This window comes from Microcoleus sp. S13_C3 (assembly GCF_036700905.1).
GTDB lineage: Bacteria > Cyanobacteriota > Cyanobacteriia > Cyanobacteriales > Microcoleaceae > Microcoleus.
Genome location: NZ_JAUBPT010000064.1, coordinates 17,563 through 43,322 on the forward strand (window position 1 = coordinate 17,563; position 25,760 = coordinate 43,322).

A 25,760-nucleotide genomic window follows, 5' to 3' on the forward strand; every position below is an offset into this window, starting at 1 on the left:
AATCGAAGCAGAGGAGACAGAACCATGAAATATACAATTGTTATCCAATGGTCAGAAGAAGAGCGATGCTTTGTCGTATTTTTGCCTGAATTTGAGGATGTAATGCAACCAGTAACTCACGGAGATTCTTATGAAGAAGCTATCTACAATGCGCGAGAGGTACTAGAGTTACTAATCGAGAGTTGTCAAGCTGAAGGTAAACTATTACCAGCAACTAAGAAGCTAGAACGATTATTTCAGGATGCTTAAATTTGTTCAAAGCAATGTCAGCCAAATATGGAATAAGTGCAAAACCGATACACTCTGCTAAGCGGGGCGGCACGGCATTTCCAATTTGCCACATAGCCTTTTTCATCGAACCTTCAAAAATAAATGAATCCGGGAAAGTTTGCAATCTCGCCATTTCACGAGCTGAAATCACGCGGTTGAGATAAGGATGAATATGAGTGCCGCCGTGATTTTCCTTAACAGTCATACTCGGTTTTCCCGGATACTGTCGCTTGAAAGCATCGGCGTAGCTTTCATACAAAGAACCGCCAGGTGGAACTTTAGCAAGTCTTTCCATGTACTCAACAGAATGACGAGTCCATTCGTGGTTAATTTCCGGTATGCGAGTATACTCTGGTAAATCATTAATTGCTGACTCAATCGCTTTGTATTGTTCTGGAAACAATTGCGGCTTCGGATAGGGATTTTGCATCCCGAATCTATTGGCAATAAAAATGGCTCGCGGGCGGATTTGCGCGACTCCATAGGCGGCTGATTCCAGAACAGCAACCGACATATGGGGATAGCCAATTTCCTGAAAAGCCTCGCAAATGGCTTGCTTAACAGCTCCTTTTTGTATAGTCAATATTCCGGGTACGTTTTCCATGACAACATACCAAGGACGTATTTCAGAGACAATGCGGACAAACTCTCTAAATAAGCGATTTCGAGGGTCGTTGGGGTTGCGTTTTCCTGCAACTGAGAAGCCTTGACACGGCGGCCCACCTACAACAACATGAACTTCTGGCGAACCAATTTCAGCGAGCAACTTTTGGGGATTTAAGTTTTTTATATCGCCGCACGAGTGATGGCAATCTGGAAAGTTTTTTGTATGAGTTGCCGAGGCGATGGGATTAATTTCAACACTTGCTACTGGTCGAAAACCTGCTTGCAATAAACCTTGGGTCATGCCGCCCGCACCGCAAAAAAGATCGACAAATGTATAGTCGGATTTTGGCAGTGACTGAGATTCAACATCAATGAATATCTTGTAGGGGTCGCAGTCATTTGCTTCTAGTTCGCGTTGGATGCGTTCGTAACGCCCTAATTTTGCTTTCTTCTGCTTTTTGACAGGACTTGGTTCTGACTCATTTGAGAATAAAGACAGTTGTATTGCTTCCATTTTATATTTTTTTACTACGTTCTATCTGATGTTACCCATTTCGGGCAGGGTGTAGGGATCGATCGCGCTTGGAGTCGGAGAGTGCGATCGTCTCACATATTGCACCATTCTCGCTTAACACGCTTTCCGACCCGTTCCACAAAGAGTGAACTTTCTTGTGGGGTGAACCCCAGAGCCCGCCCATAACAGGCTTATTGAGAATGCGACAAGATGTGAGTTCTAACTGAGATGTTGCACCATTCTCAAGAACAGGCAAGATGCCTGTTCCACAAAGAGTGAATTTTCTTGTGGAACAGGCATCTTGCCTGTTCCTAAAAGGCTTATTGAGAATGGTGCAATATGTCAGTTGTCAGGCAGTATTCTCCTAAAAACCAGGTTTCTGAGTACCCGCGCGTCGATTTTCAGCTTTTAGAGAGATGTAAAAACTCGCCCGATCGCTACACTATTAACTAGGAACTCAGCAATTTTGGAGAAGAGGTGAATTGAAATTCGTTTCCGACCCGCAAATAAAAGTCAAAATCCGCAAAATGAACGAGCGGGTGCGGTGGCAAGAACAGTCGATCGTCCATCGGGGAATCGACCAAACTCGGATGGTTTTGGAATCTCAAACCACCGACTCTCCAGAGTTTTCGTTTTTAGTCGTAGGCGACAGCGGCACGGGCAATCACCGCGGCTACAATCCCCAGCGGCAGATTGCCGAACAGATGGTCTCGGAGCGCGAAACCTGCCGTTTCGTCCTCCACACGGGCGATGTAGTTTATCTCGTCGGTTCCAGCGAATATTACTTGCAAAACTTTATTCGCCCCTACCGAGAATTTATAGTCGGCGGCGAGCATCCGTCTCGGATTGCCTACGATCGCATGGTGTTTAACTTTCCGTTTTTGCCCGTACCGGGAAACCACGACTATTACGACTTGCCGATAGTCTACGGCATTCTGTCGGCGACAGCTTTGCCGCTGCGCCGGCTGTTGGGTTCCAAGTTGGATCTCGATGTCGGCTGGCACGGTTCCGATCGCGGAAACACCTACGCCAAAGCCTTTCTCGACTACCTCAAAGCTCACAAAATGCCGGGAGAACTCGATCGCCACCTAGACGCCCACTACACCGCCAGCACCAGCACAGGCCGCTGCCTCCGCTACCAACCCGGACGCTTTACCCGCTTACCCAACCGCTACTACACCTTCCGCAGTGGCGGCATCGACTTCTTCGCCCTCGACTCCAACACATTCAACGAACCATTACCGATCCCGAAAACCAAACAGGGCGACATTCGCCGCCAGGATTTGGAACTCGATCGGCAGAAGTTGGAACAAGAAAAATTGGCAATGCTCGAAATGTGCGATCGGCTCAACCCCCAAATTCCCGAAGAAGCCGAACAGCTAGACGACTTGGGCGCCAAATTAGAGCAAGTTGACGAAATGTTGATGGATATTGACAAACAACTGTCCCCCGACAAAACAGCCGCCACCGACATTGAACAGCTCGAATGGCTGAAAAAAAGGCTGATTAACTCTTGGGGCGATTCCGAGGTGCGGGGGCGGGTAATTTACCTGCACCATCCCCCCTACGTGACCGAGGCGACAAAGTGGAATCAAGCTCAAACTTTGGCGGTTCGGTGGCGATTGCGCGAGGTACTCGATGGGGTGGCTGATGCAGTTGGGGAGGTGGCGCAGGGGCGTCCGCTTGTAGATTTGGTGCTGACTGGCCACGCTCACTGTTTGGAATACCTGCGGACAGGGAATACCGGACATGGCGACTCTGGGATTAATTGGATTGTCTGCGGGGGAAGCGGCCACAGTCTCCGCCGCCAGCGCCCGGAAGGGCCGATGTTGCAGGAAGCATTGAGTCCTGAAGCTTATCGGTTGGCGCGGGAGTCTGGTTCCGAAACAGCCAGCAGGCGGGTAGCGGAATCTTTGCTATTTGTCGGCCGCAGCGGCCAAGGTTCCCACAAACGCCGTCCTTATTCGTGTTTGCGGATTGATGTTCTCGACGGATGCCCCCCGAAGTTCCGCATCCGACCTATGGTTGTCGAACGATTTGAGGGGAAATGGCAGGAGATATCGATCGAACCTTTTGTGATTTAGCATCAGTCATTCAATTTGATTGCGGGGAGTAGGGGTTGGACACGCGAGCCCGCCCAAACAGGCAAGATGCCTGTTCCACAAAAATTCAATTTGATTGTGGGTTGGGCACGCGAGCCCGCCCAAACAGGCAAGATACCTGTTCCACAAAACCAACCTCACTTAATTCAGGAGAAAAATTCCATGATTGCTAACTTAACCGCCACCGGCTGGGAAATTATTTACCACCGCGCCCATGCTTTGCTCGCCGCCCAACTTGGCGGACAGTGGAAGCGCTCGAAATCTCCGCTTCGCTTGTACGAAACCATAGCCGCGATTTCGCATCACGATGATTTGGAGAAAGAGTGGGAAGAAAATATTTTGACTGAAGCGGGCGCGCCCTTTGATTTTACGTTGCAGACGGAAACTTCTCTGCCTAAAATTAAAGCCATGACGCAGAATGCCCTATATCGCGGTAGGTGGGTAGCAATGCTGATTTCTATGCACATGAGCTATCTCAATGAAGGAAAGCGGGGAGAGTCGAAGGAACTCGACGAGTTTTTGGACGAACAACTGGAAAATCAAAAAAAATGGCAAAAAGAGTTGAATATTTCTCAGGAAGATGCTAAGGCAGCTTATGCTTTTTTCCAGTGGTGCGATCGGCTATCATTAATTCTTTGCTGCCGCGAGTTACCCGCCGGAGAACGAGCTTTAGAAATTACTGTCGGCCCCGACGGTAAGCGCTACGATATTGTACAGCACAGCAACGAACTCGTTACTGTAACTCCTTGGCCTTTTGAAGAAGATAAGTTTACTGTGAACGTCGAAGCGTGCCTTTTGGATAAAGTCAAGTTTGATAGCAACGAGGAAATTAAGGAAGCGCTGCACAAAGCTCCCCGCGAAGTCTTAGAGTGGACTTTTGTGAAGTCTTAACTAAACCTTTGAAAAATAGGTGAGGGTTGTTGTCGAAGTTTAGCGGGCATGGCATTTGTGTTAACTTAATCTTAAAACCATGTCTCATATTATGTTGGGTCGATTACCCCTAATACGGTAGGGGCGGGTTCACGAAAAATATTTGCCAATAATTGACAATCTCAAAAACCCGCCCTGTTAATCGCGGTCACTCGATCGGACATGATATCAATCAGCGTTATAGTTGAGTCTTGCTCCCCCTTAACTCCCCTTAATCAGGGGGGGATAAGAACAGTCAAAATGGGTCTTATTAAGGGGGATGCGATGGCTATCGAAACTTCGAGACAAACGAAAAAAAATCGAGGGTTTCAGTTCAGCCATTACCCATTACCTATTACCTATTACCAACTATGAAACGTTCAGCTTGTCTAATTTTCAATCCCGTCGCCGGTAACAGCGACCCCGACCAAGACTTAGCTAGAATTCAGGAACTTTTAGACCCTTTTATTGACTTAGACATTCGGCTGACAACCCCAGAAATAGACGCAGATCAAATCGCCCGCGAAGCAGTTGATAGAGGAGTTGAGGAAATTATTGCTTGCGGGGGCGACGGCACATTATCAGCAGTTGCTGGGGCGATTGTCGGCACAAATATTCCTTTAGGAATTATTTCGCGGGGAACGGCTAATGCTTTTGCTAATGCTTTAGATATTCCGAATACAATTGAAACCGCCTGCGCCACTATTTTTGGAGGGTTGACGCGGGTGGTGGATGCAGCGATTTGCAACGGTGAAATGCCGATGGTTTTGTTAGCGGGAGTGGGTTTTGAGGCAGAAACTGTCGAACTAGCCGATCGCGAAATGAAGAATCGCTGGGGAATGCTGGCTTACATTCTTTCAGGAATTAAACAGTTAAACAATTTAGAAAGATTTGAAGCGGAAATCGAAACCGAAGATAAAATTATCAGCCTTACTGCTGTGGCCGTCACCGTGGCGAATGCAGCGCCGCCTACTTCGATTTTAGCTCAAGGCCCGGCGGGGATTGTTTTTGATGACGGCTTGCTGGACGTGACTCTGGTTGCGCCTCAGAATAAAGCTGGGGCGATCGCAGCTTCTTATCACCTTTTGCAAACAGCTTTGAGTGGCAATCCTACCGATCGCGACGACATCGGTTATTTGCGGGCAAAAAAAATAAAAATTACTACCGATCCGCCTCAAAAAGTGGTTTTAGATGGGGAAATCATCGGCATGACTCCGGTTTCTATTGAGTGCGTTCCGGGAGGTTTAACTATTTTTGTACCGCGAATTGAAGAAGAGCCGGTGGTAGAAAAACTCACTGGTTTAGCGGACATCGAAATTACATTGAAACCCTCAACTTAAAATTTTTAGCGACACAAACAATAAGAAAGACCGCGCGGGCGGTCTTTGTTTTTTAGGCTTCTAAAATTTGGCGAATGCGGCGCTCCAAACGTTCGAGGTCGAGTCCGCCTTCATCGCGGCTGATGCGGCGCACGGTGACGTTAACATTGCTCAAATCGGCAAGCAAATCTTGCAGGATTTCTTGTTGCTGCCGAGCTTGAGTTATTTCGCGCGGTTCCTGCACCAAATCGCGAACAATTGTATCTTCCGCGCGCGAAGCAACGATCGGGTCTGCTTCGCCGTCTACGTGCACGAAAGTGCGCCGACCAGGCCCCCGTTCTTCTTCAATTGGTATTACTGCTGTTACTCGATCGGATCGTACATATTTGCCAAATCCCAGGTGGACTAAGACAGAAGATTGTATTTTCATAGATAGCAAGTTTTATTTGTTAGTTATCTATATTTTAACTTTGCCAACTCTGAGATGACCACTAATATGAGAGCTATTATTACTACAATTTATGTCGGTTTTTCCGCGATATTATCGTTGTCATGTTGCGGGAAAAAAGGTAATATTTTTGGTTGATTTTCCGCCGTCTGATTTCGCACTATCTGACAGTCCTGCAGGGGTTTCAACCCCTGCCTCAAAGCTAAAGTCCTCTTAAGAGGACTGAAGAATTTATTCAAAATGCTCGGAGTTGTGAATTGAATTTCATCAAGCAATCTTATTATATATCATATCAATTTCGGTTGGATATGATATGTGGCACCATTCGTGTGATGTAGGGGCGGGTTCGCCTAGAGCCTTTTGGGGTGCAAATAGGTTAAATAAAGCCGCCCGACCCCATCGAAAATCCCTTTATTGACTCTTTGTGCAACATCGAGCGTTCGATCGGAATGATTTAACCACAGAGAACGCAGAGAACACAGAGAAAGAGAAGAGAGAGATTAATAATTCTGATGTTAATAGATTTGATATCATTCAATATCTGGGTTGAATCAAATTACTAAATAAAAATACGGTTCCACAGTCCTATGCAAGAGGAGTTTCGCTCTCTCGACAGGGGTTTCAACCCCTGGCGGGATGTCGGACTGTGCGAATATCTGTGAAAATCTCGGACTGTCAGTGGGCGACTGTTGGCTGATGGGTTAACATAAAAATAGAGCAGTTTGCGATCGCCCGCAGCGCATTTCAGGGACACAGCCTACCGATTCTAGATTTGAGCATTACTTCCACGGAAAAACAGGAAAGCCTAAATCATGTTAATTAGTCTCGACTTAGTTATCAGTATCCTGACGACAATTCCCTTCGGCACCATCAAAGACAAGTTTCAGCGCAACGAAACTGTCATCAAACTATTAAAAAAATTTAACCTCGACCCCGATGCTCCGCCGGCAGATTTTAGCGGAGTTTATGTTTATACTTTAGTAGAGTACGGCGCTGGCAAACCCAAGCAGATTTTAGAACTGTTTCGCCAAAAAGAGATTGAATCAGCATTTCGCAAAGCCTTCGAGTCCGATAGCCCAGCCATTTTAATTAAAGCAGGCGATGACTATCTGAATGAGAGTGCTTTAGGCAAAGAAATTCGAGATTTAGGCATTGACCCCAGACGGGAATTTATGGCCTTTGCCGCCGTGTTTATGGAAGTCGCAAAGCGGACGCGGACGCTGGGAGATGTGATGATGGAAAATGCGATCGCCTCTTTGCAAAAACGCCTATCTATGGTAATGGATCGCATCGAACGCCTTCCCACGCTGGAAGGAATTCGCACCGAGTTTGCGCGCTTGGAAGCAGAAGATTATCCCGCACTTCCCGCAGCACGATCGACTAATATTCACAACTCTCAACTCTTTATTTTATCACAACAAGTGCGCGGTTGGTTTGAAACATTAAGTTATAAGTTTGAAACCTATCAAATCTCGGAAGATAACTATTTTGAATTGATTATCAATGTTCCAGTCAGGCGCAAAAAGTACGATCGCATTTTAGTGCGCGGAATTGCCGGAGAAGCCGGACTCAGGGACATCTCAGCCTTGCGCGAATCCGTGGAAAAACAGCGCACCGATGAAGGTTGGTTAGTCACCGCCCGCCGCATCAGTCGCGCCGCGCGGGATGAGGTAGAAAAAGCCGAAAACCGCGATCTAGCTTGCTATACTTTCGATGAATTACTCGACCAAGATGCCGATTTTTCCGCTTATCTGGATTGGCTAGAAACAGAAATAACCAGCCGGGGAATTGATACCAAATATGTGCCGCTAGCTTGTACAAAAGAAGAAATTGACCCCGATACTCACCGCAAGATAGGCGTGAGTCATTATGGAGAGCGAGATGGGTGGATTGAAGGTTATATTGACCTGTGGTTGAATGATCCAGTAAAAGAACATATTTCAGTTTTAGGAGAATTTGGAACCGGGAAAACTTGGTTTGCGATGCACTATGCTTGGATGGCGCTGCAACACTACCGATATGCTCAAAAGCGCGGCTTAGAACGTCCGCGTTTGCCGTTAGTAATTCCTTTGCGGGATTACGCCAAAGCAGTTAGTGTCGAGTCGCTATTTTCCGAGTTCTTCTTTCGCAAGCACGAGATACCTTTGGCGGGTTATTCTGCCTTTGAACAACTCAATCGCATGGGCAAGTTTCTGTTGATTTTCGATGGTTTTGATGAAATGGCCGCTAAGTGCGATCGGCAAGAAACCATCAACAACTTCTGGGAACTAGCAAAAGCCGTCGTTCCCGGCGCAAAAGTCATCCTCACTTGCCGTACCGAACACTTTCCTGAAGGCAAGGAAGGACGGGCATTGTTCAATGCAGAACTGCAAGCATCAACAACCATTTTAACAGGCGAAACTCCCCAATTTGAAGTCTTAGAATTAGAGAAATTTAACGACGAGCAAATTGGGCAAGCGCTGTCATTTCAAACAGAAGCGGCGACAGTAGAAAAAGTGATGGGAAACCCGCAGTTATTGGATTTAGCGCGGCGCCCGGTGATGACAGAGTTAATTTTGGAAGCATTGCCCGATATTGAAGCTGGAAAACCAGTCGATATGTCGCGGATATATCTGTATGCGGTGCGGCGGAAGATAGAGAGAGATATCAAAGCAGAACGTACTTTTACTTCTGTAGCAGATAAGCTTTACTTTTTGTGCGAACTGTCTTGGGAAATGCTGTCTACCAACCAAATGAGTATCAATTATCGCGGTTTTCCCGATCGCATTCGCAGCCTGTTTGGTTCCGTCGTGCAAGAGGAAAAAGACTTAGACCACTGGCACTATGACATGATGGGTCAAACGATGCTGATCCGCAATGCAGATGGGGATTATACTCCGGCGCATCGTTCGTTGTTAGAGTTTTTTGTCGCTTATAAATTTGCAGCAGAATTGGGAGTTTTGGCTGCCGATTTTACCGAATTAGTTGCGCCGGAACAGTCTTGTGTCAATCCTGATGCAGAACCTCAAGAATATACTTGGTCTAATTATTGCCGGCTTCAGGCAGAGAAAAGAAATAAGCAGGAACTTATCGCGCCTTTTAAGGGATTTGTTGCTGAAGATTTAGGCCAAATCCGTCAGAGTTTCGGACAAGCGCCACTGACGAAAGCAGTCATGGATTTGTTGTTACCGATGGTAGGGGCGGTGTCCTCGTGCCGGCCCTGCCTCGATGTAGGGGCAGCTACGGAGGAATTATTGGAAATTCTCGAAGCAACGCGGGGAAAAACTGAAAGTGAGATAGGTTATGTGGGAGGGAATGCGGCGACGCTGTTGGTGAAAATCGATGGCACTGCGTTAGAAGCAAAAGACCTTTCTCGTGCAGTTATTTTAGGTGCTGATTTTACAAATGCTAGTCTGCGCCGCGTCAATTTTGCTGAAGCGAATTTAGCCGAATCTGTTTTTGCTAAAATTTTTGGCAGTGTTCGATCGGTAATATTTAGTCCAGATGGCAAACTGTTAGCTACAGGTGATACTGATGGCATAGTTCGCTTGTGGGAAGCTAGCAGTTACAGAGAAATATTGACCTGCAAAGGACATACCAACGTGGTGGAGTCTGTCGCCTTCAGTCCTGACGGTAAGATACTTGCTAGCGGGAGTTATGAAAATACAATCAAGTTATGGGATGTCAAGACTGGTGAATGTTTAAAAGTTTTGCACGGACATACCGAATCAGTAATGTCAGTCACCTTCAACCCAGATGGAAATATACTCGCTAGCGGGAGTTTCGATCGCACGATCAGGTTATGGGATATTCACACTGGTGAATGCTGCAAAATTTTGCAAGACCATACTAAAGTTGTATTTTCAGTGGCTTTCCATCCTGCTGGTGAGATGTTGGCCACTGGGAGTGGTGACCAAACATTAAGGCTATGGAATATCAACAGTGGTGAATGTCTGAAAATTTTGCACGGTCATACTCAAAACGTGTTTTCAGTTGCTTTCAATGCTACTGGTGAAATACTTGCTAGTGGTAGCGCCGACAAAACAGTGAAGCTGTGGAATATAGGTACTGGTGAATGTCTCAAAACTTTGGAGGGAAATTTCGATCAAATACGGTCGATCGCCTTCAGTCCAAATGGCGAAATACTCGCTAGTGGAAGTCACGATCGCACAGCAAAACTGTGGGATATCAACAGCGGTGAATGCTTGAATACTTTGCAAGGGCATAACGATCGAGTAGGGTCACTCGCCTTCCATCCTGGCGGTGAAATACTTGTTAGCGGCAGTTATGATAAAACGCTGAAGCTGTGGGATATTAACAGCGGTGAATGCTTGAATACGCTGCAAGGGCATAGCACTCAAGTAAGGTCGATCGCCTTCAGTCCCAACGGTGAAATGTTTGCCAGCGCCGATGACGAACAAACAGTCAAGCTGTGGGATGTCAGCAGCGGTGAGTGCCTCCAAATTTTGCACGGGCATCTCGATCGGGTAAACTTAGTTGCCTTCAATCCTTCGGGTGAAATGCTTGCCAGCGCTAGTTACGACCAAACACTGAGGCTGTGGAATCTTCGCAGTGGTGAATGCCTCCATACTTTGCCAGAATTTGGCAATGAAACACGATCGATCGCCTTTAGTCCTTCGGGTAAAATACTTGCTAGTGCAGGTCACGATCAAACGGTGAGGTTGTGGGATATCCGTACTGGCGAATGCCTCAAAACCTTGCCAGGGGTTAAAAGTTCAGTATCTTCGAGTGCCTTCAGTCCTTTGGGCGAGATATTTGCCAGTGCAGGTTTTGACGGAACGGTGAGGCTGTGGGATATCCATACTGGTGAATGCCTCCACATCTTACAGGGGCATACGGGTTGGTCACGCGCGATCGCCTTTAGCCAGAACGGTGAAATACTTGCCAGTGGAAGTGTCGATCGAACAGTAAGATTATGGGATGTTCGCACTGGTGAATGCCTCCAAATCTTACAGGGGCATACTGATTGGATACGTTCAGTTGCCTTTAGTTATTCTGGTGAAATAGTTGCTAGTGGAAGTGTAGATGGAACGGTAAGAATATGGGATATTCGTACAGGTGAATGTCTAAAAATTTTGCAATGTCATAGCAGTAGAATTAACTCAGTTGCCTTCAGTTCAACTGGAAAAATTATTGCTGCTTGCAGTCGTGAGGGCACAATTAGACTTTGGGATTTTGAGACTGGTGAGTGCATCAAAATACTGAAAAGTGACAGACTTTATGAGGAGATGAATATCGCAGGAGTTACGGGTTTAACTGAAGTTGAAAAATGCACGCTCAAAGCTTTAGGGGCTGTTGAAAATTAATCATCGCCAAGGAGGAAATATGCAATCAGCAATACGGATTACCACCAAAGTTCTTGCAGGAAATAAACTTGAAATTCAAGTGCCGCCTGGATCGGTGGGCGAAGAGGTTGAAGTTTTTGTGATTATACCAGAAAAGCCTCAAGGGGGGCGGCGTAAAGTGTTGGAATTGCTTACAGAAATCCGCAGCCGTCACGTTTCCAGAACAGTTGCAGAAATTGACCGCGAACTTCAAGAAGAAAGAAACTCATGGGACAGCTAAACCTACCATCCTCTGCTACAATTTACTTGGATACACAAGTCATTATTTACACCGTTGAAGCTAACCCGAATTACTATTCGCTGCTTCAACCATTGTGGCTGAAGTTTCAAACAGGTGAACTTGAACTTATGACCAGTGAATTGACGTTACTGGAAACCTTAGTTTTCCCTCTGAAAAATGCTAACACTATTTTAGTCCGTGACTACGAACAACTTTTATTATCCTCAGAAATACAGCTAGTTCCCATCACTCAATCTGTACTGAGAACAGCAGCTAATTTAAGGGCTAATACCAATCTCAAAACCCCTGATGCTATTCATGCTGCGACAGCCATCAGTGAAGGCTGTACGCTGTTTCTCACCAATGACAATGGATTTCGTAATGTTCCAAATCTATCTGTTGTCATCCTGAGTGATGTTTTGGTATCATAATCATAGGCGATCGCATGAATATTATCAGAGATCAATTGTCTTTGGAGACGAGAGAGGCTTTTGAATGAAATTTTTGCTAGATTAGGACTTACGCACGGGTAGTCAGAAACCGGGTTTTTCCCTTGAATACTTCGTTGAGGCCAGCAGAAACGGCAAAAAACCCGGTTTCTTTGGTCGTAGTGCGTAAGTTAATCGGCGATTGAAATCGCTTCTACAGAAACAAAGTCCGCCTTCGCGGACTAAAGAATAATGTACCCTACTGACTAAACTGTTGAGCGTAGTAGCCAGCATAGCGAGATCCCTTTTCCAGCAACTCCTCGTGCGTCCCAGATTCCACAATTCTGCCTTTTTCCAAAACTAAAATGCGATCGGCTCTCCGCACAGTAGCCAAGCGGTGCGCGATAATAAACACAGTGCGATCGCGCATTAATCTTTCCAGCGCTTCTTGCACTAAACTTTCCGATTCCGAATCCAGCGCCGATGTCGCTTCATCCAAAATCAATATTCTGGGATCGAGCAAAACTGCACGGGCGATCGCAATTCTTTGTTTCTGTCCCCCAGATAAATTTACACCCCTTTCTCCTACCCAAGTTTGATAACCGTCGGGAAACTCACTAATAAATTGATGAGCGTTAGCAATCTCCGCAGCTTTTTGCACATCTTTCAGTTCATAATAAGATTGACCGAAAGCGATATTTTGAGCAATTGTACCCGAAAATAAAATTGTTTCTTGCGGTACAATTCCGATTTGCCTCCGCAGAGTATTTAAGGTGACATCTTGAATATCAATACCGTCAATTAAAATCTGTCCCGCTTGCGGATCGTAAAATCTCGGTAACAAGTTTACTAAAGTAGTTTTACCCGCACCGGATGCACCCACGAGAGCAATCATTTCTCCCGGAAGCACCAACAAACTCATGTTTTGCAGAATTGGAACCCCCCCTTGCCCCCCCTTATCAAGGGGGGGTTGAGGGGGGTAGGCAAAATTAATGTTGCGGTATTCGACTTTGCCTGTAACATGGGGAAGTTCGATCGCCCCAGGCTTTTCGACTACTGTTGGTACAATTGCTAATAGTTCAAAAATGCGATCGCTAGAAGCTTCTCCCTGCTTAAAATCTCCGTAATTAGCAGTTGTAATAGCAATGGGGTCAATTAAAAGTGCCACCCCTGCGATATAACTGATAAATTGAGTACCTGTCAGATTTCCTTGAGAAATTTGCCAACCTCCCAGGAAAAAGAGCAAAATCACGCTCATCGCTTCCAAAAAGCCAACTACAACGAACTGAAGTGCTTTTACTCTTTCTGACAAATACTTAGCGCGGCGGTTTTGTTCTGCTTCTTCTGCAAAGCGGGCAATTTCGTAGTCTTCAGCCACAAATGCTTTGATTAAACGAATGCCGCTGAATACTTCTGTCAGCAAAGCGGATAAATCAGAAATGCGATTTTGACTTTGCCGCGAGTAACTCAGCAATCTCTCGCCAAACCAGCCAATTAAGATAGCCATCAGCGGTGCAATAATTAATGCACCCAAGGTTAATTGCCAGTTGAGATAAATCATATATCCCATGACGGCAATTAGCTGCAAAACACAAGGGATAAACTGATGAAAAAATTTATTTACTACTTCGCCAATGCGGTCAATATCTTCGGTGAGACGGTAGGATAAGTCTCCGGTTTTGGCAGTTTCAAAGTAGCCGATATTGAGAGTTTGAAGATGGGAGTAGACTTTTTTGCGAATTTCTAAAGCAATAGTCAAAGCAGCTTTGGCCATCAGTGTATCTTGACCGTACTGGGCTGTACCGCGAATTAGAAAGATAATGGCGCTGAGTGCCGCAATTTGAGCGAAGCCTTGTAAATCTCCTTTACCTATAAATTTGGCTGTTTCGCCAACTAGCCACGCTATAATCGGCCAAAATATGGTAAATACTACGGTACAAGCTAATGCTTTACCGATGGTTTGTTTTTGGGGACGGAGGTAGGGTAAGATTTGCCAGTATGTCGATCGAGTTTTCAAGATATTTTGCCCTCGCAAATTCTGTTTTTGGGGATCTATGCAAGAATATTCAAACTTCGATCCCCCCCTAACCCCCCTTAATAAGGGGGGGACAAGATTATTTATTATTCAAAGTCCCCCTTAAGAAGGGGGATTTAGGGGGATCTCTGGGTCACTCATTGCGTAAGTCATAGAGATATCTGAGCCAGAATATGATAACAGCGATCGGACAAATCTCAACAATCATTCTTGAGCGTCTGCATGAGTAGCTACTACCTTAGCCCCCGCCACAACTGGGCCCCTAAAGGTGGCTGACTGTCCGGGTGCAAGAGTAACTGGTTGAGCGAAGATAAATCCGTTGTCAATTAAATTGCCTGACTCGTCCAAAACTTCATAATTGACTTTGACATTCTTGATTATTTTGCAGCCTTGATTAAGCACTTGACCGCTAAAAAAGTTGCCGTCATAATTTGCCGCCGCGATTGACACTTTTGCAGCGATGTTGGAACCGGGAATGCAAGTTTTGGCAGTTCCCGATGCTGGCTGTTTATCGCACAATCTGCCCAAGTCTACTGTTTTGCCGTCGGGGGTTTTCATGTAGCAAAACGGCTCATCAACTGGTGAATTTTGAGCCAGTGTATTTGTAGCGTATGCCAGCAAAGGACGAGCAGATATCGGCGATATTAGCAAACTCGATAAAGCTACGGTTAAATGTAAAAGGTTCATATTTATTCAGGATTTTTTCAAGTTAATTGTACTAAATAGTTTACCTAAAATTTCCGCTTACATATCTATATATAAATAGGTTTCACTTAATGTTATAAAAATGAGATTGCGTAGCTTGGCCCCGAATGAACTAACCCTCCGTTTCACTCCACCCAAATTTTTCGCGGCAAGGATGTGTTGGGTTTCGTTCCTCAACCCAACCTACAAATCTAAAAAGCTCACTGTCAACTGTCAACTATTTAAATTATGCTATCATAAGACATCACAATTTAGAAAATAAAGTCATGGTCGTTACTCAAAATAACCCAGGACAAAAAACGTTAGAACTGATCGTAACTTGGGAGAAGTTGCCCGACGACTTCCAATTAGAAGAAAAACCAGTGGAGAATACAGGTCAACCGCTAATTGCTGGAGCACTGCGAGAAATCTTAGAACTGAGAGGATTTATCGGGCCACGAATGCTGATAGCCAGCAACTTTGGCATTTGCGCTACTGTCAACGGCGAGTTAGTCATCAAAGCACCAGATTGGGTTTATGTACCGTCGGTACTGCCTGCCGAATCGAGAAGAGACCGCAAAAGTTATACCCCAAACTTGGAAGGAGAAATTCCCACCATTGTCATGGAATTCTTGTCGGAAACAGACGGCGGCGAATATTCTGTCAAACGTACTTTTCCTCCGGGAAAGTGGTTTTTTTACGAACAAATTCTGCAAGTACCAACTTACGTCATTTTTGACCCAGAAACTGGCTTGCTGGAAGTATATCGCTTGCAAAATGGCAACTACGAATTAGAATTTCCCGACGCGGAAGGTCGCCACTGGATGGCAGATATGGGTTTGTATTTAGGAACGTGGCGGGGGGAGAAAGAACAGCGTTCAGGCTATTGGTTGCGCTGGTGGGATGAAGCAGGAAATCTGCTTTTATGGGGTGTAGAACAGTTAGCAGGAGAACGTGAACGGGCCGATCGCGAACGTGAACGGGCCGATCGCGAACGTGAACGGGCCGAACGACTGGCTGAATATTTGCGCGATCGGGGAATTAACCCGGACGAGATTATTTGATAAGTTGTACGCCATAAGCTGTTGGGCATCTAAATTGTATTTTGGGGCGGGCTAGAAGCCCAACCCCTACTCCCCACAAGAATTAGATGCACGGGCTAGGAGCAACGGCAAACAAGAATTAGATGTACACCTTACGAGCTTATCTAATACTCGGCTTTCTATTCCCAAGATTCCGCGCTCCGGGAATTTTTCGGCTCGGACGGGGACTGTTCAAGCTGCTCGCAGTTCGAGTATTCAAAGCATTAGCAGAAGGTATCAAACCCAAGTCTTGCAAAATTTCAAAAGCCGCCCTTTGTCCAGTTTCACAACCGCCTTCCATGTAACCTTGATTTTCCAGCGAAGTGTGTTCCCCGGCAAAATATAAATTGCCTACTCGTTCGCCTTCAACGCCGTACATTTGCGTCCACTGTCCGACTAAATAGCAGGAATAAGAACCTTTAGAAAAGCGTTCTCCCGGCCAATAAGCTCGCACAGCTTTGCCCGATCGCAAATTTCTCACTCCGGGAAAAACTCTTTCAAATTGGTTTAAAAATCTTTGTGCTTGGTCTTCTGGAGTTCCCGCACCGATCGACAAACCCTGCTTTCCTCCTGTAAAATTAGTAACTAAACCGTTAGGAGTAGGGGCGAAAGGCGTAGCTTCCCAGGTACTCTGGAATCCTAAATCGCTATAAACAGAAGCAGTCGAGCGATAAAGTTCCCGCCAAATTCGGCTGCGGTAGCCAGTAATTAACTTAGAATTAGTACCGTAACCCAATTGCTCGATCGCCCTACGCTTCGGTTGTGGCAAAGGTACGTTAATTTTAACGTCTCGCAGAGTGCTAAATGGCAAAGTTAACAAAACTCGCTCGTAAGTGCGATCGAAGGCGCTTTGTCCCGATCGCAAATTTACGCGATAGCGGCCATCCGGCAAAAGAGTAATCGCTTCCAAAACCGTCCCCGCCTCGATCGAACCAGATAATTGACCGGCTAAACTGTTGATAATTTGACTGTTGCCGCCGTCAATTTGATAACGCTCATCGCTGTTGCCGTACAATTCAAAACTGCCAGATTCAGCACCGATTAAAAAAAGCAGATTTAACGCCGACTGTTCTTCAGGATCTCGACCGTATTCTCCCGTATAAGCAATGCGGAGTAACTGCCGGACAATAGTGCTAGTATCAGCTTGGTCTACATATTCAGCGATCGAAAGATTGTCCAATCTTTCCGCTGCTTCCGTAAAATCAAGATAGCTAATTTCATCGCCAACCGCCTGCAAATCTGCACTAATTTTACTAGCTAGGGGCGCAAAATCGGCGATTAATTGCTCAAGAGAAAAGCGCCGTCCTTCAAAGAAAAAAGTATCCTTCACCAGTCCACTCTGCACTTGGGCTAAGTCGATCGCCCGCAAACCCAATTCCGTCGCCAGCGAGATTAAATTAGTATGACCGGTGTCAATAAATTCTCCCCCCAAATCCGCCGGAATTAGCGTTCCAGCCACCTTGGGAACCGTGCGTATCCGCCCCCCCACGCGGTTAGTTGCCTCGATTATATCGGCGCGCACGCCCGCTTGGCCCAAGCGATAAGCCGCCGTCAAACCCGCAATCCCTGCACCCACAACCAAAATCGGCGATCGTCCGCCCTGTTGAGCAAAAGCTCCCCCTCCATCCCTGGTAAAAGTCGCAGCAGCGGCCGCCCCCGCAGCAGCTAAACCCCCGTGCAGCAACTGGCGACGAGATATGGCAGAATTAGGAATGCGATTCCCTACGGGATAGCTTCGCTTCACGCTCAGCATCCCCAGCAGTTCATCAGCCGGAATGCCCGTTTCCCTTGATTTCTGGGCAATACTCGCAGCGCGGCGCAGCATAGCCATCAGTGCAGACTTAGCCATAATTAAGACATCCTCACAAAACAAAACTTTGATGTAAACTGGATTCTCGATCGTGCACTTTCCAGACTAAAGTCCAGAGAGATTTTTTTAATAATGCTAACCCTCAGAACACTGTTCGACAGGAAATTTTATCTCGAAAACAACCCAGATGTCGCCGTAGCAGTTGCCAGAGGCACGGTATCGAGTCCCTTCGATCACTACCGAAAAATTGGCAAATTTGAAAATCGCGACCCGAATGCCCTGTTCGACGCCAGCTATTATTTAGACACCAATACAGATGTAGCGGTATCAGCCAAACTCAACGGCTTTTCAGCAGCCGATCACTTTATTAGATTCGGTCAATTTGAACGACGCAACCCCAATCCTTTTTTCGATGTTGGTTTCTATCTAGCAAGCAACCCAGACGTTCAGACAGCAGTCCAAACCAATCAATTTACCGCCTTTGAACACTATTTAAAAGCCGGTCAATTAGAAAACCGCAAAGCCAGCGTTTTCTTCGATCCCAGCTTTTATCTAGAAAAATATCCGCTGGTAGCAGCAGCCGTTCAAAGCGGCGCAGTTCAAAGTGCGATCGACCATTACATTCAATTCGGTCAACAAGAAGGACTGTTGAGCACTCTCCCCGATACCGCAGACAATTTGAACGTAGCAAAAAGCCTGGGTATTCTCACAGAAATTCAAACTGCGAGCGATTTTGTGGGATCTGCTGAACCCGCCGACATTTACAGTTTTATCCTCAATACTCCCAGCCTTTTCAGTGTAACTGTTGACGGCTTGAGTGCAGATGTTGATGTAGAATTAATTCAGGATCTCAACGGCAACGGCGCAGTTGGATTAGACGATATTATTGCTTCGTCTAACAATTTAGGCACGGCATCAGAAACAATTGTCAGCAATGGGGCTTTGCCGGCGGGGACTTATTTCGTCCGCGTTTCTCAATTTCAAGGCGATACAAATTATGACTTGAGATTGCTATCCGCTCCCTCAGTAATACCGCCCGAAATTTAAGGAGTCAATTGATGTGAAACTTTAAATCTTAGATGGGAAATTTGAAGAATTTACCCACGGAAGTTTGAGACACCGTGGGTTATGCACTTTCATCAAGCAAAGATAATAAAGCTCCTTTTTGATGGGCTACATAAGCCACGGGATTCTTAGTTTTTATCGCCTTACCTTCTGCCACTGCTCTTTTTAACCATAGCCGCATTTGCCCTATTTGAACATCCAGAAGTTCCGCAAGAGATTTATCATCTAACGGTTGCTCTAAATTACTGAGAATCAAGGGTAAAACTGCTTCGTAAATATCTTTTGGAGGAAATTGGACTGTTGGTGTTTTCTCCTGTACGCGCGGCGAAGCTATCCCGTAGGGAATCGCATCTTGCGAATTTCCATTAGATGCAATATTTGTTTCTTGAGAGGCTGGCACTGCCACTTCTGTTTTTGTAGATCCAATGGTCGATTCCGAGTGTAACGGCACTGGATATGCTGCAATTTCTGATGTTAATGAGCCTGTTATTTCCACTTCTGTAACTGGGGCTGCAATTTCTAACAGCGCACTTTGCTGTTGGGGATTTTTCCCGGTTTCAATTGCAGTTTCGATTGCTCCAAATTCTGATGCTTTAGCATCCAAAATTTCCCTTAATTTTCCCCTTATTGAACTCCCAGGTATAAATAATGCAAATGGCAAAGGTTGTGCTCCCCGTTTCAGCAGTTGGCGATTGCCTTCTGGTACGGCATCATCTAGCACAAAAACCGGGACATCTTTGATCTTTTCTAGCGCTTCCACCGCACCCGCCCAAGTACCGCCAGTACCGACTGAACAATTGATGACAAGGGCGCGATCGGCTAAGGCATAAATATATTTGTTTCGCCCCATCGCATTCCCAACATTAAAACGAGCATTGGGATCGCAAGCAGATACTAAAGTTAGTCGGCCTTCTTTAATGCCAGCGCGATATTTTCCAGCAACAGCAGAAGCGGCCAAACTGTCAGCCAGTACGCCAACAGCGGTTCCTCCCGCCTCTAGCGCGCTTAACATTGCCGCCGTATCTACCCCGCGCGCGCCGCCTGAAATTACCTGCATTTCTTGTTCGGCGCAAATCTGTGCAACTCTCTGAGTGCGATCGAGTCCTTCTTCATCAATATCCCGAGAACCAACAATAGCCAATCCTCCCTGAGATAGCAATTTTATGTTGCCAATTCCATAGATAATTGCTGGTGCTAAATGTTTCAATATTTGCTTGAGACGCTTGGGATATTGAGAGTCGCTTCTTCCCAATATCCACAGCCCTTGATTCGTCCATTTTTCAACAGCTAAACTCAGCATTACCCCTCGTTCTAATAATGCCGAAACTCTGTTAAAGTCAATCCTACTTGCCGGAATGGATTGTAACAGGTTTAAACAAGTTGGACTTAGCAAATCCGCAGGGCGCATCTGATTTTCGCGCAGCCAACCAGCCAAATAATTATATTCGCTAAGCGTTAGAGGCTGCGGTTCTGTTTGCCGATTTTGCCCGAAGCTGGCGCACAAGAGTAAAATTGCTTGAGTATCTGGTGGTAGTACATGATTCATATATCTAATCGGCAAGAGAGTTGAGGGATAATGCTAGAGGAAAAACTGACCCGCTACCAGCTTGACGTAAAAGTGCAGCAATGACTGTAAAAGTCCACCGGGAATCTACCATATCGTCAACTAATAAAACTGTTCCTTTTATTCCTTCCCAAGTGTCGATCGCAAATGCACCATCCAAATTATGAGCTTGCTGGTAACTATTATTCATCTCTTTTTGAGGTGGTGTTTGGCGAATTTTCCGAACAACTGGCTGAAATGGCAAATTTAATCGATCTGCCAGCTTTTGAGCAAAAGTCGGTACTAAGTCGGGACGATTTAAAGAAGGTACGCAAGTCACCCAAGTAGGAAACGGTTCAGGTTGCCAGCGCTGAATCATTTCAAAAGCCCCCTCAACCAGGGCATCATTAAAATTATTATCCCGATACTTACCTAGTTTAACTAATTCTCCCCAACCTGCGTCACCCCATAAAGACAGAGCTCTTCCGGCTTCGGCTATTAAATTAGGTTTAATATTTCCCGATAAACGGTAAACTGGAAATGCTTGGGTCGGCCATCTTTTACGGGGTTCGATAATTCGATTGCACCGCCGCAGGTACTGAATTGCTTGATTTACCATTTCCAGAGAAGGTGTTTCTGGCAGTAAAGGTTTACCCAAACACACAGCACATTGACCACAGTTAGTTGGATTGGGGTCATCTAATTCTCCTGCAAGAAAAGCCATGAGGCATTGTGTGCTTTCGCCTATGTATTCTCGCATTTTATCTTGTTCTTGGCGGCGAATTTGTGTCAAACGTTCAATTTTATCGGTGTCTGGCTGATACTTGACTGGGGTAGCGCACCACTTGGAACTTTGTTTGCTCACTGGGGCGGGTGATTCTAGGGATAGTAGTTTTAAAACTTTTTCAATCAGCCCTCTAGAAAGATTTAGTTCTTGCTCTAGTTCGGGAACAGATAAGCCATTATTGGCTTGGTTTAGTGCCTTTAAAATTAATTGTGTATGAGCTTGTGGAGGAAAAGCTGTTCTGATAAAATAGTTGGTAATGTCGTCATCTTCATCGCCGCTTAAAAGGATGCCATAGGCTTGTTCTACGGCTCTACCCGCTCGCCCTACTTGTTGATAATAATGAACGACGGAACCGGGACGTTGGTAATGAATGACGAATCCTAAATCGGGTTTGTCAAAACCCATTCCCAAAGCTACAGTTGCAACTAACGCTTTAATTTCGTTGTTGAGAAGTTGGTCTTCTAAGGCTTCTTTCTCTACATTTTCTAGCTGGGCATGGTAGGCTTTAGCATCAATTCCTTGAATGGTTAACCAGTCCGTAACCCGTTCGGAATCTCTGACAGTTAGGGTGTAAATAATGCCGCTTCCCGGTAAGTTGGGCAACTGTTCTGCTAACCATGCCATTCTTGCTGCTGAACTGCCCAGAGCGATATTTTGGAGTTGCAAGCTTTCTCTAATTAAGTTTCCTCTGATGACGCGGAGATTTGAACTTAATTGCTCGACGATATCGTTAACAACTCGGTTGTTAGCTGTAGCGGTTGTGGCTAAAACAGGTATGTTTTGAGGAAGAGCTTGTAAAATTCGGACAATTCGGCGATAATCTGGTCGGAAATCATGTCCCCAGTCGGAAATGCAGTGGGCTTCATCGACGACAAATAACCCAATTCTCTGAGATATTGGTAGCAGAATGGTGTTTGTAAAGTCTTGATTGGCGAGTCTTTCGGGGGAAATTAGGAGAACATCTATTTCTCCTGCTAGCAACTGAGTTTTTACGAGTTGCCATTCCTCTGTATTGGAGGAGTTAATTGTTGCTGCTTTAATACCCATTCGCTCGGCTGCCGCAATTTGGTTTCGCATAAGAGCGAGTAGAGGTGAAATCAGGAGTGTGGGGCCCGCTCCTCTATCTCGTAGGAGCCGAGTTGCGAGAAAATAAACTAAGCTTTTGCCCCAACCTGTACGTTGTACCACGAGCAGTTTAGATCGCTCTTCGATTAAAGAGGCAATCGCTTCCCACTGTCCGTCTCGAAAGTCAGCTTGTGTGTTGTTGAGGGCTATCTGGAGAAGCGATCGCGCCCGATTTTTCAATTCTACTGTCATATTGCTAACCTGTTGGTGAAAGTTCCTGATTTTGTAATTTTGTGCTAAAAATAACAGGACTAATTACTAACATGATATCACCAACTACCCAAGTCTTAATTCGTACTTTCTTACCCCCTGGGAGAAGGCAAAGATTGAACAGGTGTCGGAGGCCAATTAGAGCGACTTCTGGTGAGAGTGGTAGACACCAAAGCATAGCCCAAAATAGCAGGAAGCACGATCGCACTCAGAAACACGATCGTCGCAGCCCAAGTCATCGCATTCGAGAGCGGGCCGTAATGAGTGCGGTAAGGGTCAAACGTTGGTAAATTAGGCATCGGGGCATCCCGCAGCGCGATCGGACGTTTGAACCGCACCCGCCTGTCGTCTAGCTTTTCGAGCAAAATCCAGCCAACTTCCGCCTCTTCCCGGCATAGCTTCTGAAAAATCGCAGGATTGCGGAACAAATCGTTGCTAGCCCGCACAATCTTGTACTCCCAAACCGTCAAATCAACAGCATTAGGATCGGGTTTGGGATTGCCATTGGATGGCGCATTTTCAGGCGCATTAAAATTATCTTCTTGAGATTCGTACCGAGTCAAAACTTCCTCCTCCTCATCGCATTTTTGCCCCGCATCCAATTGCTCGTGGTTCACCAAAAGACCCACAAGCGCAGCCTCCAAGCCGAGACTGCCAATCATCAAACTCCAAATCAGAATTTCCACCATAAAAGGAGTTAAAAGTTAAAAATCAAAAACTCAAAAGACTCGCTTTTAACTTTCAATCTTTAATTTTTAAATAGCCTTCTACCACACAATCTGCACCCACCGCGCGCCAAGAAATCCGCTCTAAAGTCAAAGCCTCAGTCATTGCCGAAAAGCCCAAATCTCCCACGGGAGTTGGAGCTCCTTGGCCACCGACAATTTTAGGAGCAATAAAAGCCATAATTTTTTGAACTGCACCCTCAGCAATTGCCCTCGCGGCCAAAGTGCCGCCGCACTCCCAGAGTACAGAAAGAAAAGATCGATCGTACAAATAAGCCATAACATTAGTCGGTGTAAGAGGCGAGAGCTCCACAACTTCCACCCCTTTGGCGATCAAAAATTCCTGAAATTCCGGGTTAACCCCAGGCTCAGTCAGCACCAAAGTAGCCGCCACAGAGGTTTCCCACAACCAAGCCGACTTCGGCAAATCCAGAGTGCGACTCATCACCACCCGCAGGGGATTATTCCTATCAGGCTGGTGGCTCGTCAGTAGGGGATTGTCTAGACGCACCGTATTTCCCCCAACAATCACAGCATCGCAGCCGACGCGCACCCGGTGAACCTCGCTGCGAGCCTCCTCGCCTGTCACCCAAGCGCTGTGGCCGCTACTGGTAGCAATTTTACCGTCCAAAGTCATTGCATATTTCAAAATTCCAAAAGGCCGGCGGTGCAAAATCCGGTGCACAAAAGCCTCGTTGAGTTTCTGGCAAGCTTCCCCTTCCACTCCCGCCACCACTTCAATGCCAGCCTCTCGCAACCGGGCTAGCCCTGTTCCAGCTACCAAAGGATTCGGATCGACCATGCCAGCCACTACTTTTGCCACCTTGGCCTTAACTAAAGCTTCAGAACAGGGGGGAGTCCTGCCGTAGTGGTTGCAGGGTTCCAGGTTCACGTAGACGGTCGCTCCTTCGGCGAGTTCCCCCGCTTCCCGGAGCGCAAAAACTTCGGCGTGAGGTTGACCGGCACCGGGATGAAACCCTTCGCCGACAATCTTGCCGTCTCGGACAATTACAGAACCGACAAGGGGGTTGGGTGCGGTTTTGCCCAGAGCACGGCGAGCCAATTCTATGCAGCGGCGCATCATGGCTCGATCGAACTCTTGAACTTCGCTGTTTTCCAGTTGTTTTGTACCTTGCTGCTGTCGGTTAGCTAAGCTGGCGATCGCTTGAGCGTGCGCCGGAAAAGTTTCCATAAGATTTTGGTATTATATCTATCCCTGAGTGTACTGAACTTTGATGCTAATTTTGGCTGCGATCCGACGATCGATTGCTGCTGGGGCCAACTGTACGTTACCACTGAGATATTGCACTATTCTCAATTAGCCTTTATGAACAGGCAAGATGCCTGTTCCACAAAAGATAAATTTTCTTGTGGAACAGGCATCTTGCCTGTTGCTAACAATGGTGCAAGATGTGAGTTACCAGGAGTGAAAAGCAATTTAGGACATCGACCCGCACGATCGATCGCATAGCTTTAAGATTAAGAAACAATAGCAGGTGCTTGAAAAAAGAATGAGTCAGGACATGAAGCGGGAATTTGCCAGCCGCGACGAATTAATAGCCTACCTGCGCGAACAGTTCCCCGAAGCCCCCGCCGGGGACAGCAGCGTACCCCCAACCCCAGGCGGGCGGAAAGCAGCCGAGACAGCCCTGCAACAAATTGACCCCGGCAAGTACGCCTCAACCCGCAATTTCCTCAACGGTGCGGTAACGCGCTTGTCGCCCTATTTGCGCTACGGCGTTTTGAGTCTTGCCGAAGTCCGGGATGCCGTACTGGAGAAGGTGCGTCATCCAGAAGAAGCCGTAAAACTCGTCAACGAGTTGGGTTGGCGGGATTATTGGCAGCGACTGTATGCCGAATTGGGCAACGGGATTTGGCAAGACCGGGAAGCCTACAAAACTGGTTACACTGCTAAAGATTACAGCGAAACTCTGCCGCAGGATGTCGTCGAGGGCTCGACTGGTTTGGTTTGCATCGACAGTTTCAGCCGCGAGTTGCGAGAAACTGGTTATTTGCACAATCACCAGCGGATGTGGACTGCCGCTTATCTCGTACACTGGCGCCACGTGCGCTGGCAAGCCGGAGCTCGCTGGTTTTTGCAACATTTGCTAGATGGAGATCCGGCGAGCAATAATCTTTCTTGGCAGTGGGTAGCAAGCACTTTTAGTCACAAACCTTATTTTTTTAATCGGGAAAATTTGGAGCGTTACACTAAGGCGGTTTATTGTCGCGATTGTCCTCTGTATGGGCAATGCGATTTTGAGGGAACTTACGAATATTTGGAAGGGAAGTTGTTTCCTCATGGAGAAAAGGTCGATCGTAGCGGCGGTTCTAAAAGTTGGGATCGGCCTAAAAAAGGTCGCAGAAATTAAAAAGTCAGTAGTCAGTAGTCATTAGTCATTAGTCAGTAGTCAGTAGTCAGTAGTCAGTAGTCATTAGTCATTAGTCATTAGTTATCAACAGTCAACAGTCAACAGTCAACAGTCAACAGTCAACCGTCAACAGTCAACAGTCAACCGTCAACAGTCAACAG

General features: G+C 46.3%; 21 protein-coding genes. 11 read left to right on the forward strand and 10 right to left on the reverse strand.

Translation table 11 applies throughout. The features are described 5' to 3' along the window. The first annotated feature begins 24 nt into the window (after positions 1 to 24). Positions 25 to 249: a type II toxin-antitoxin system HicB family antitoxin gene (locus QUA16_RS18315; protein ID WP_333103934.1), complete on the forward strand. Its 225-nt coding sequence runs from the start codon at positions 25 to 27 to the stop codon at positions 247 to 249. Here QUA16_RS18315 and QUA16_RS18320 read toward each other — a convergent pair. Beyond that, positions 215 to 1,390: a DNA cytosine methyltransferase gene (locus tag QUA16_RS18320; RefSeq protein WP_333103933.1), complete on the reverse strand. Its 1,176-nt coding sequence runs from the start codon at positions 1,388 to 1,390 to the stop codon at positions 215 to 217. The two genes, QUA16_RS18315 and QUA16_RS18320, sit on opposite strands and share 35 nt — an antisense overlap. Before the next feature lie 31 nt (positions 1,391 to 1,421). Continuing rightward, on the reverse strand, positions 1,422 to 1,646 hold the full coding sequence (locus QUA16_RS18325) for a hypothetical protein (RefSeq protein ID WP_333103932.1): 225 nt from the start codon (positions 1,644 to 1,646) through the stop codon (positions 1,422 to 1,424). A gap of 226 nt (positions 1,647 to 1,872) precedes the next feature. Between QUA16_RS18325 and QUA16_RS18330 the strand changes: the two genes are divergently transcribed. From QUA16_RS18330 to QUA16_RS18340, 3 genes are all read left to right on the forward strand, one after another. Beyond that, the gene (locus tag QUA16_RS18330) at positions 1,873 to 3,474 is read left to right on the forward strand and encodes a metallophosphoesterase (protein ID WP_333103931.1); all 1,602 of its coding nucleotides are present in this window, start codon (positions 1,873 to 1,875) and stop codon (positions 3,472 to 3,474) included. Positions 3,475 to 3,540: 66 nt separating this feature from the next. Then, on the forward strand, positions 3,541 to 4,383 hold the full coding sequence (locus QUA16_RS18335) for a DUF3891 family protein (protein WP_333103930.1): 843 nt from the start codon (positions 3,541 to 3,543) through the stop codon (positions 4,381 to 4,383). A gap of 389 nt (positions 4,384 to 4,772) precedes the next feature. Further along, positions 4,773 to 5,741 (forward strand): YegS/Rv2252/BmrU family lipid kinase, encoded by a 969-nt coding sequence (locus tag QUA16_RS18340; RefSeq protein ID WP_333103929.1) that lies wholly within the window; start codon positions 4,773 to 4,775, stop codon positions 5,739 to 5,741. Positions 5,742 to 5,793: 52 nt separating this feature from the next. Here QUA16_RS18340 and QUA16_RS18345 read toward each other — a convergent pair whose 3' ends face one another. Further along, on the reverse strand, positions 5,794 to 6,150 hold the full coding sequence (locus QUA16_RS18345) for a hypothetical protein (protein ID WP_190740317.1): 357 nt from the start codon (positions 6,148 to 6,150) through the stop codon (positions 5,794 to 5,796). Between the two features lie 830 nt (positions 6,151 to 6,980). Between QUA16_RS18345 and QUA16_RS18350 the strand changes: the two genes are divergently transcribed. From QUA16_RS18350 to QUA16_RS18360, 3 genes are read left to right on the forward strand one after another with little or no spacing between them, the layout of a single operon-like run. Then, entirely contained in the window at positions 6,981 to 11,474 is a 4,494-nt protein-coding gene (locus QUA16_RS18350; protein ID WP_333103928.1) for a WD40 domain-containing protein, read from the forward strand. Between the two features lie 19 nt (positions 11,475 to 11,493). After that, positions 11,494 to 11,733 (forward strand): hypothetical protein, encoded by a 240-nt coding sequence (locus tag QUA16_RS18355; RefSeq protein WP_333103927.1) that lies wholly within the window; start codon positions 11,494 to 11,496, stop codon positions 11,731 to 11,733. Next, positions 11,721 to 12,164 (forward strand): PIN domain-containing protein, encoded by a 444-nt coding sequence (locus tag QUA16_RS18360; RefSeq protein ID WP_333103926.1) that lies wholly within the window; start codon positions 11,721 to 11,723, stop codon positions 12,162 to 12,164. Before QUA16_RS18355 ends, QUA16_RS18360 begins: the two co-directional genes overlap by 13 nt. A 256-nt stretch (positions 12,165 to 12,420) precedes the next feature. On the opposite strand, the gene QUA16_RS18365 is transcribed toward QUA16_RS18360, so the two are convergent. Together QUA16_RS18365 and QUA16_RS18370 are read right to left on the reverse strand one after the other, a co-directional pair. Next, the gene (locus tag QUA16_RS18365; RefSeq protein ID WP_333103925.1) at positions 12,421 to 14,178 is read right to left on the reverse strand and encodes an ABC transporter ATP-binding protein; all 1,758 of its coding nucleotides are present in this window, start codon (positions 14,176 to 14,178) and stop codon (positions 12,421 to 12,423) included. A gap of 222 nt (positions 14,179 to 14,400) precedes the next feature. Continuing rightward, on the reverse strand, positions 14,401 to 14,883 hold the full coding sequence (locus tag QUA16_RS18370) for an FxLYD domain-containing protein (protein WP_333103924.1): 483 nt from the start codon (positions 14,881 to 14,883) through the stop codon (positions 14,401 to 14,403). A gap of 284 nt (positions 14,884 to 15,167) precedes the next feature. On the opposite strand from QUA16_RS18370, the gene QUA16_RS18375 reads away from it, so the two are divergent. Then, complete coding sequence (locus QUA16_RS18375; RefSeq protein ID WP_333103923.1) at positions 15,168 to 15,944, forward strand: Uma2 family endonuclease; 777 nt, start codon at positions 15,168 to 15,170, stop codon at positions 15,942 to 15,944. 139 nt (positions 15,945 to 16,083) lie between these two features. On the opposite strand, the gene QUA16_RS18380 is transcribed toward QUA16_RS18375, so the two are convergent. Beyond that, positions 16,084 to 17,811, reverse strand: a complete 1,728-nt coding sequence (locus QUA16_RS18380) for an NAD(P)/FAD-dependent oxidoreductase (protein WP_333103922.1) — start codon at positions 17,809 to 17,811, stop codon at positions 16,084 to 16,086. A 93-nt stretch (positions 17,812 to 17,904) separates the two neighbouring features. Here QUA16_RS18380 and QUA16_RS18385 point away from each other — a divergent pair, with 93 nt between their 5' ends. Next, positions 17,905 to 18,819 (forward strand): PPC domain-containing protein, encoded by a 915-nt coding sequence (locus tag QUA16_RS18385; protein WP_333103921.1) that lies wholly within the window; start codon positions 17,905 to 17,907, stop codon positions 18,817 to 18,819. A 79-nt stretch (positions 18,820 to 18,898) separates the two neighbouring features. On the opposite strand, the gene QUA16_RS18390 is transcribed toward QUA16_RS18385, so the two are convergent. The 4 genes from QUA16_RS18390 to ribD form a co-directional block, all read right to left on the reverse strand. Beyond that, positions 18,899 to 20,383, reverse strand: coding sequence for a DNA-processing protein DprA (locus tag QUA16_RS18390; RefSeq protein ID WP_333103920.1), 1,485 nt, complete (start codon positions 20,381 to 20,383; stop codon positions 18,899 to 18,901). Between the two features lie 4 nt (positions 20,384 to 20,387). Beyond that, positions 20,388 to 22,484 carry a RecQ family ATP-dependent DNA helicase gene (locus QUA16_RS18395; protein WP_333103919.1) on the reverse strand — a complete coding sequence of 699 codons (2,097 nt, stop codon included), beginning with the start codon at positions 22,482 to 22,484 and terminating at the stop codon, positions 20,388 to 20,390. 110 nt (positions 22,485 to 22,594) lie between these two features. Continuing rightward, the gene (locus QUA16_RS18400; RefSeq protein ID WP_333103918.1) at positions 22,595 to 23,191 is read right to left on the reverse strand and encodes a hypothetical protein; all 597 of its coding nucleotides are present in this window, start codon (positions 23,189 to 23,191) and stop codon (positions 22,595 to 22,597) included. Positions 23,192 to 23,243: 52 nt separating this feature from the next. Beyond that, positions 23,244 to 24,419, reverse strand: coding sequence for a bifunctional diaminohydroxyphosphoribosylaminopyrimidine deaminase/5-amino-6-(5-phosphoribosylamino)uracil reductase RibD (gene ribD, locus QUA16_RS18405; RefSeq protein WP_333103917.1), 1,176 nt, complete (start codon positions 24,417 to 24,419; stop codon positions 23,244 to 23,246). Between the two features lie 6 nt (positions 24,420 to 24,425). Here ribD and QUA16_RS18410 point away from each other — a divergent pair, with 6 nt between their 5' ends. Together QUA16_RS18410 and QUA16_RS18415 are read left to right on the forward strand one after the other, a co-directional pair. Next, positions 24,426 to 24,698 (forward strand): hypothetical protein, encoded by a 273-nt coding sequence (locus QUA16_RS18410; protein ID WP_333103916.1) that lies wholly within the window; start codon positions 24,426 to 24,428, stop codon positions 24,696 to 24,698. Positions 24,699 to 24,738: 40 nt separating this feature from the next. After that, positions 24,739 to 25,599 carry an FAD-binding domain-containing protein gene (locus tag QUA16_RS18415; RefSeq protein WP_333103915.1) on the forward strand — a complete coding sequence of 287 codons (861 nt, stop codon included), beginning with the start codon at positions 24,739 to 24,741 and terminating at the stop codon, positions 25,597 to 25,599. Positions 25,600 to 25,760 lie beyond the last annotated feature (161 nt).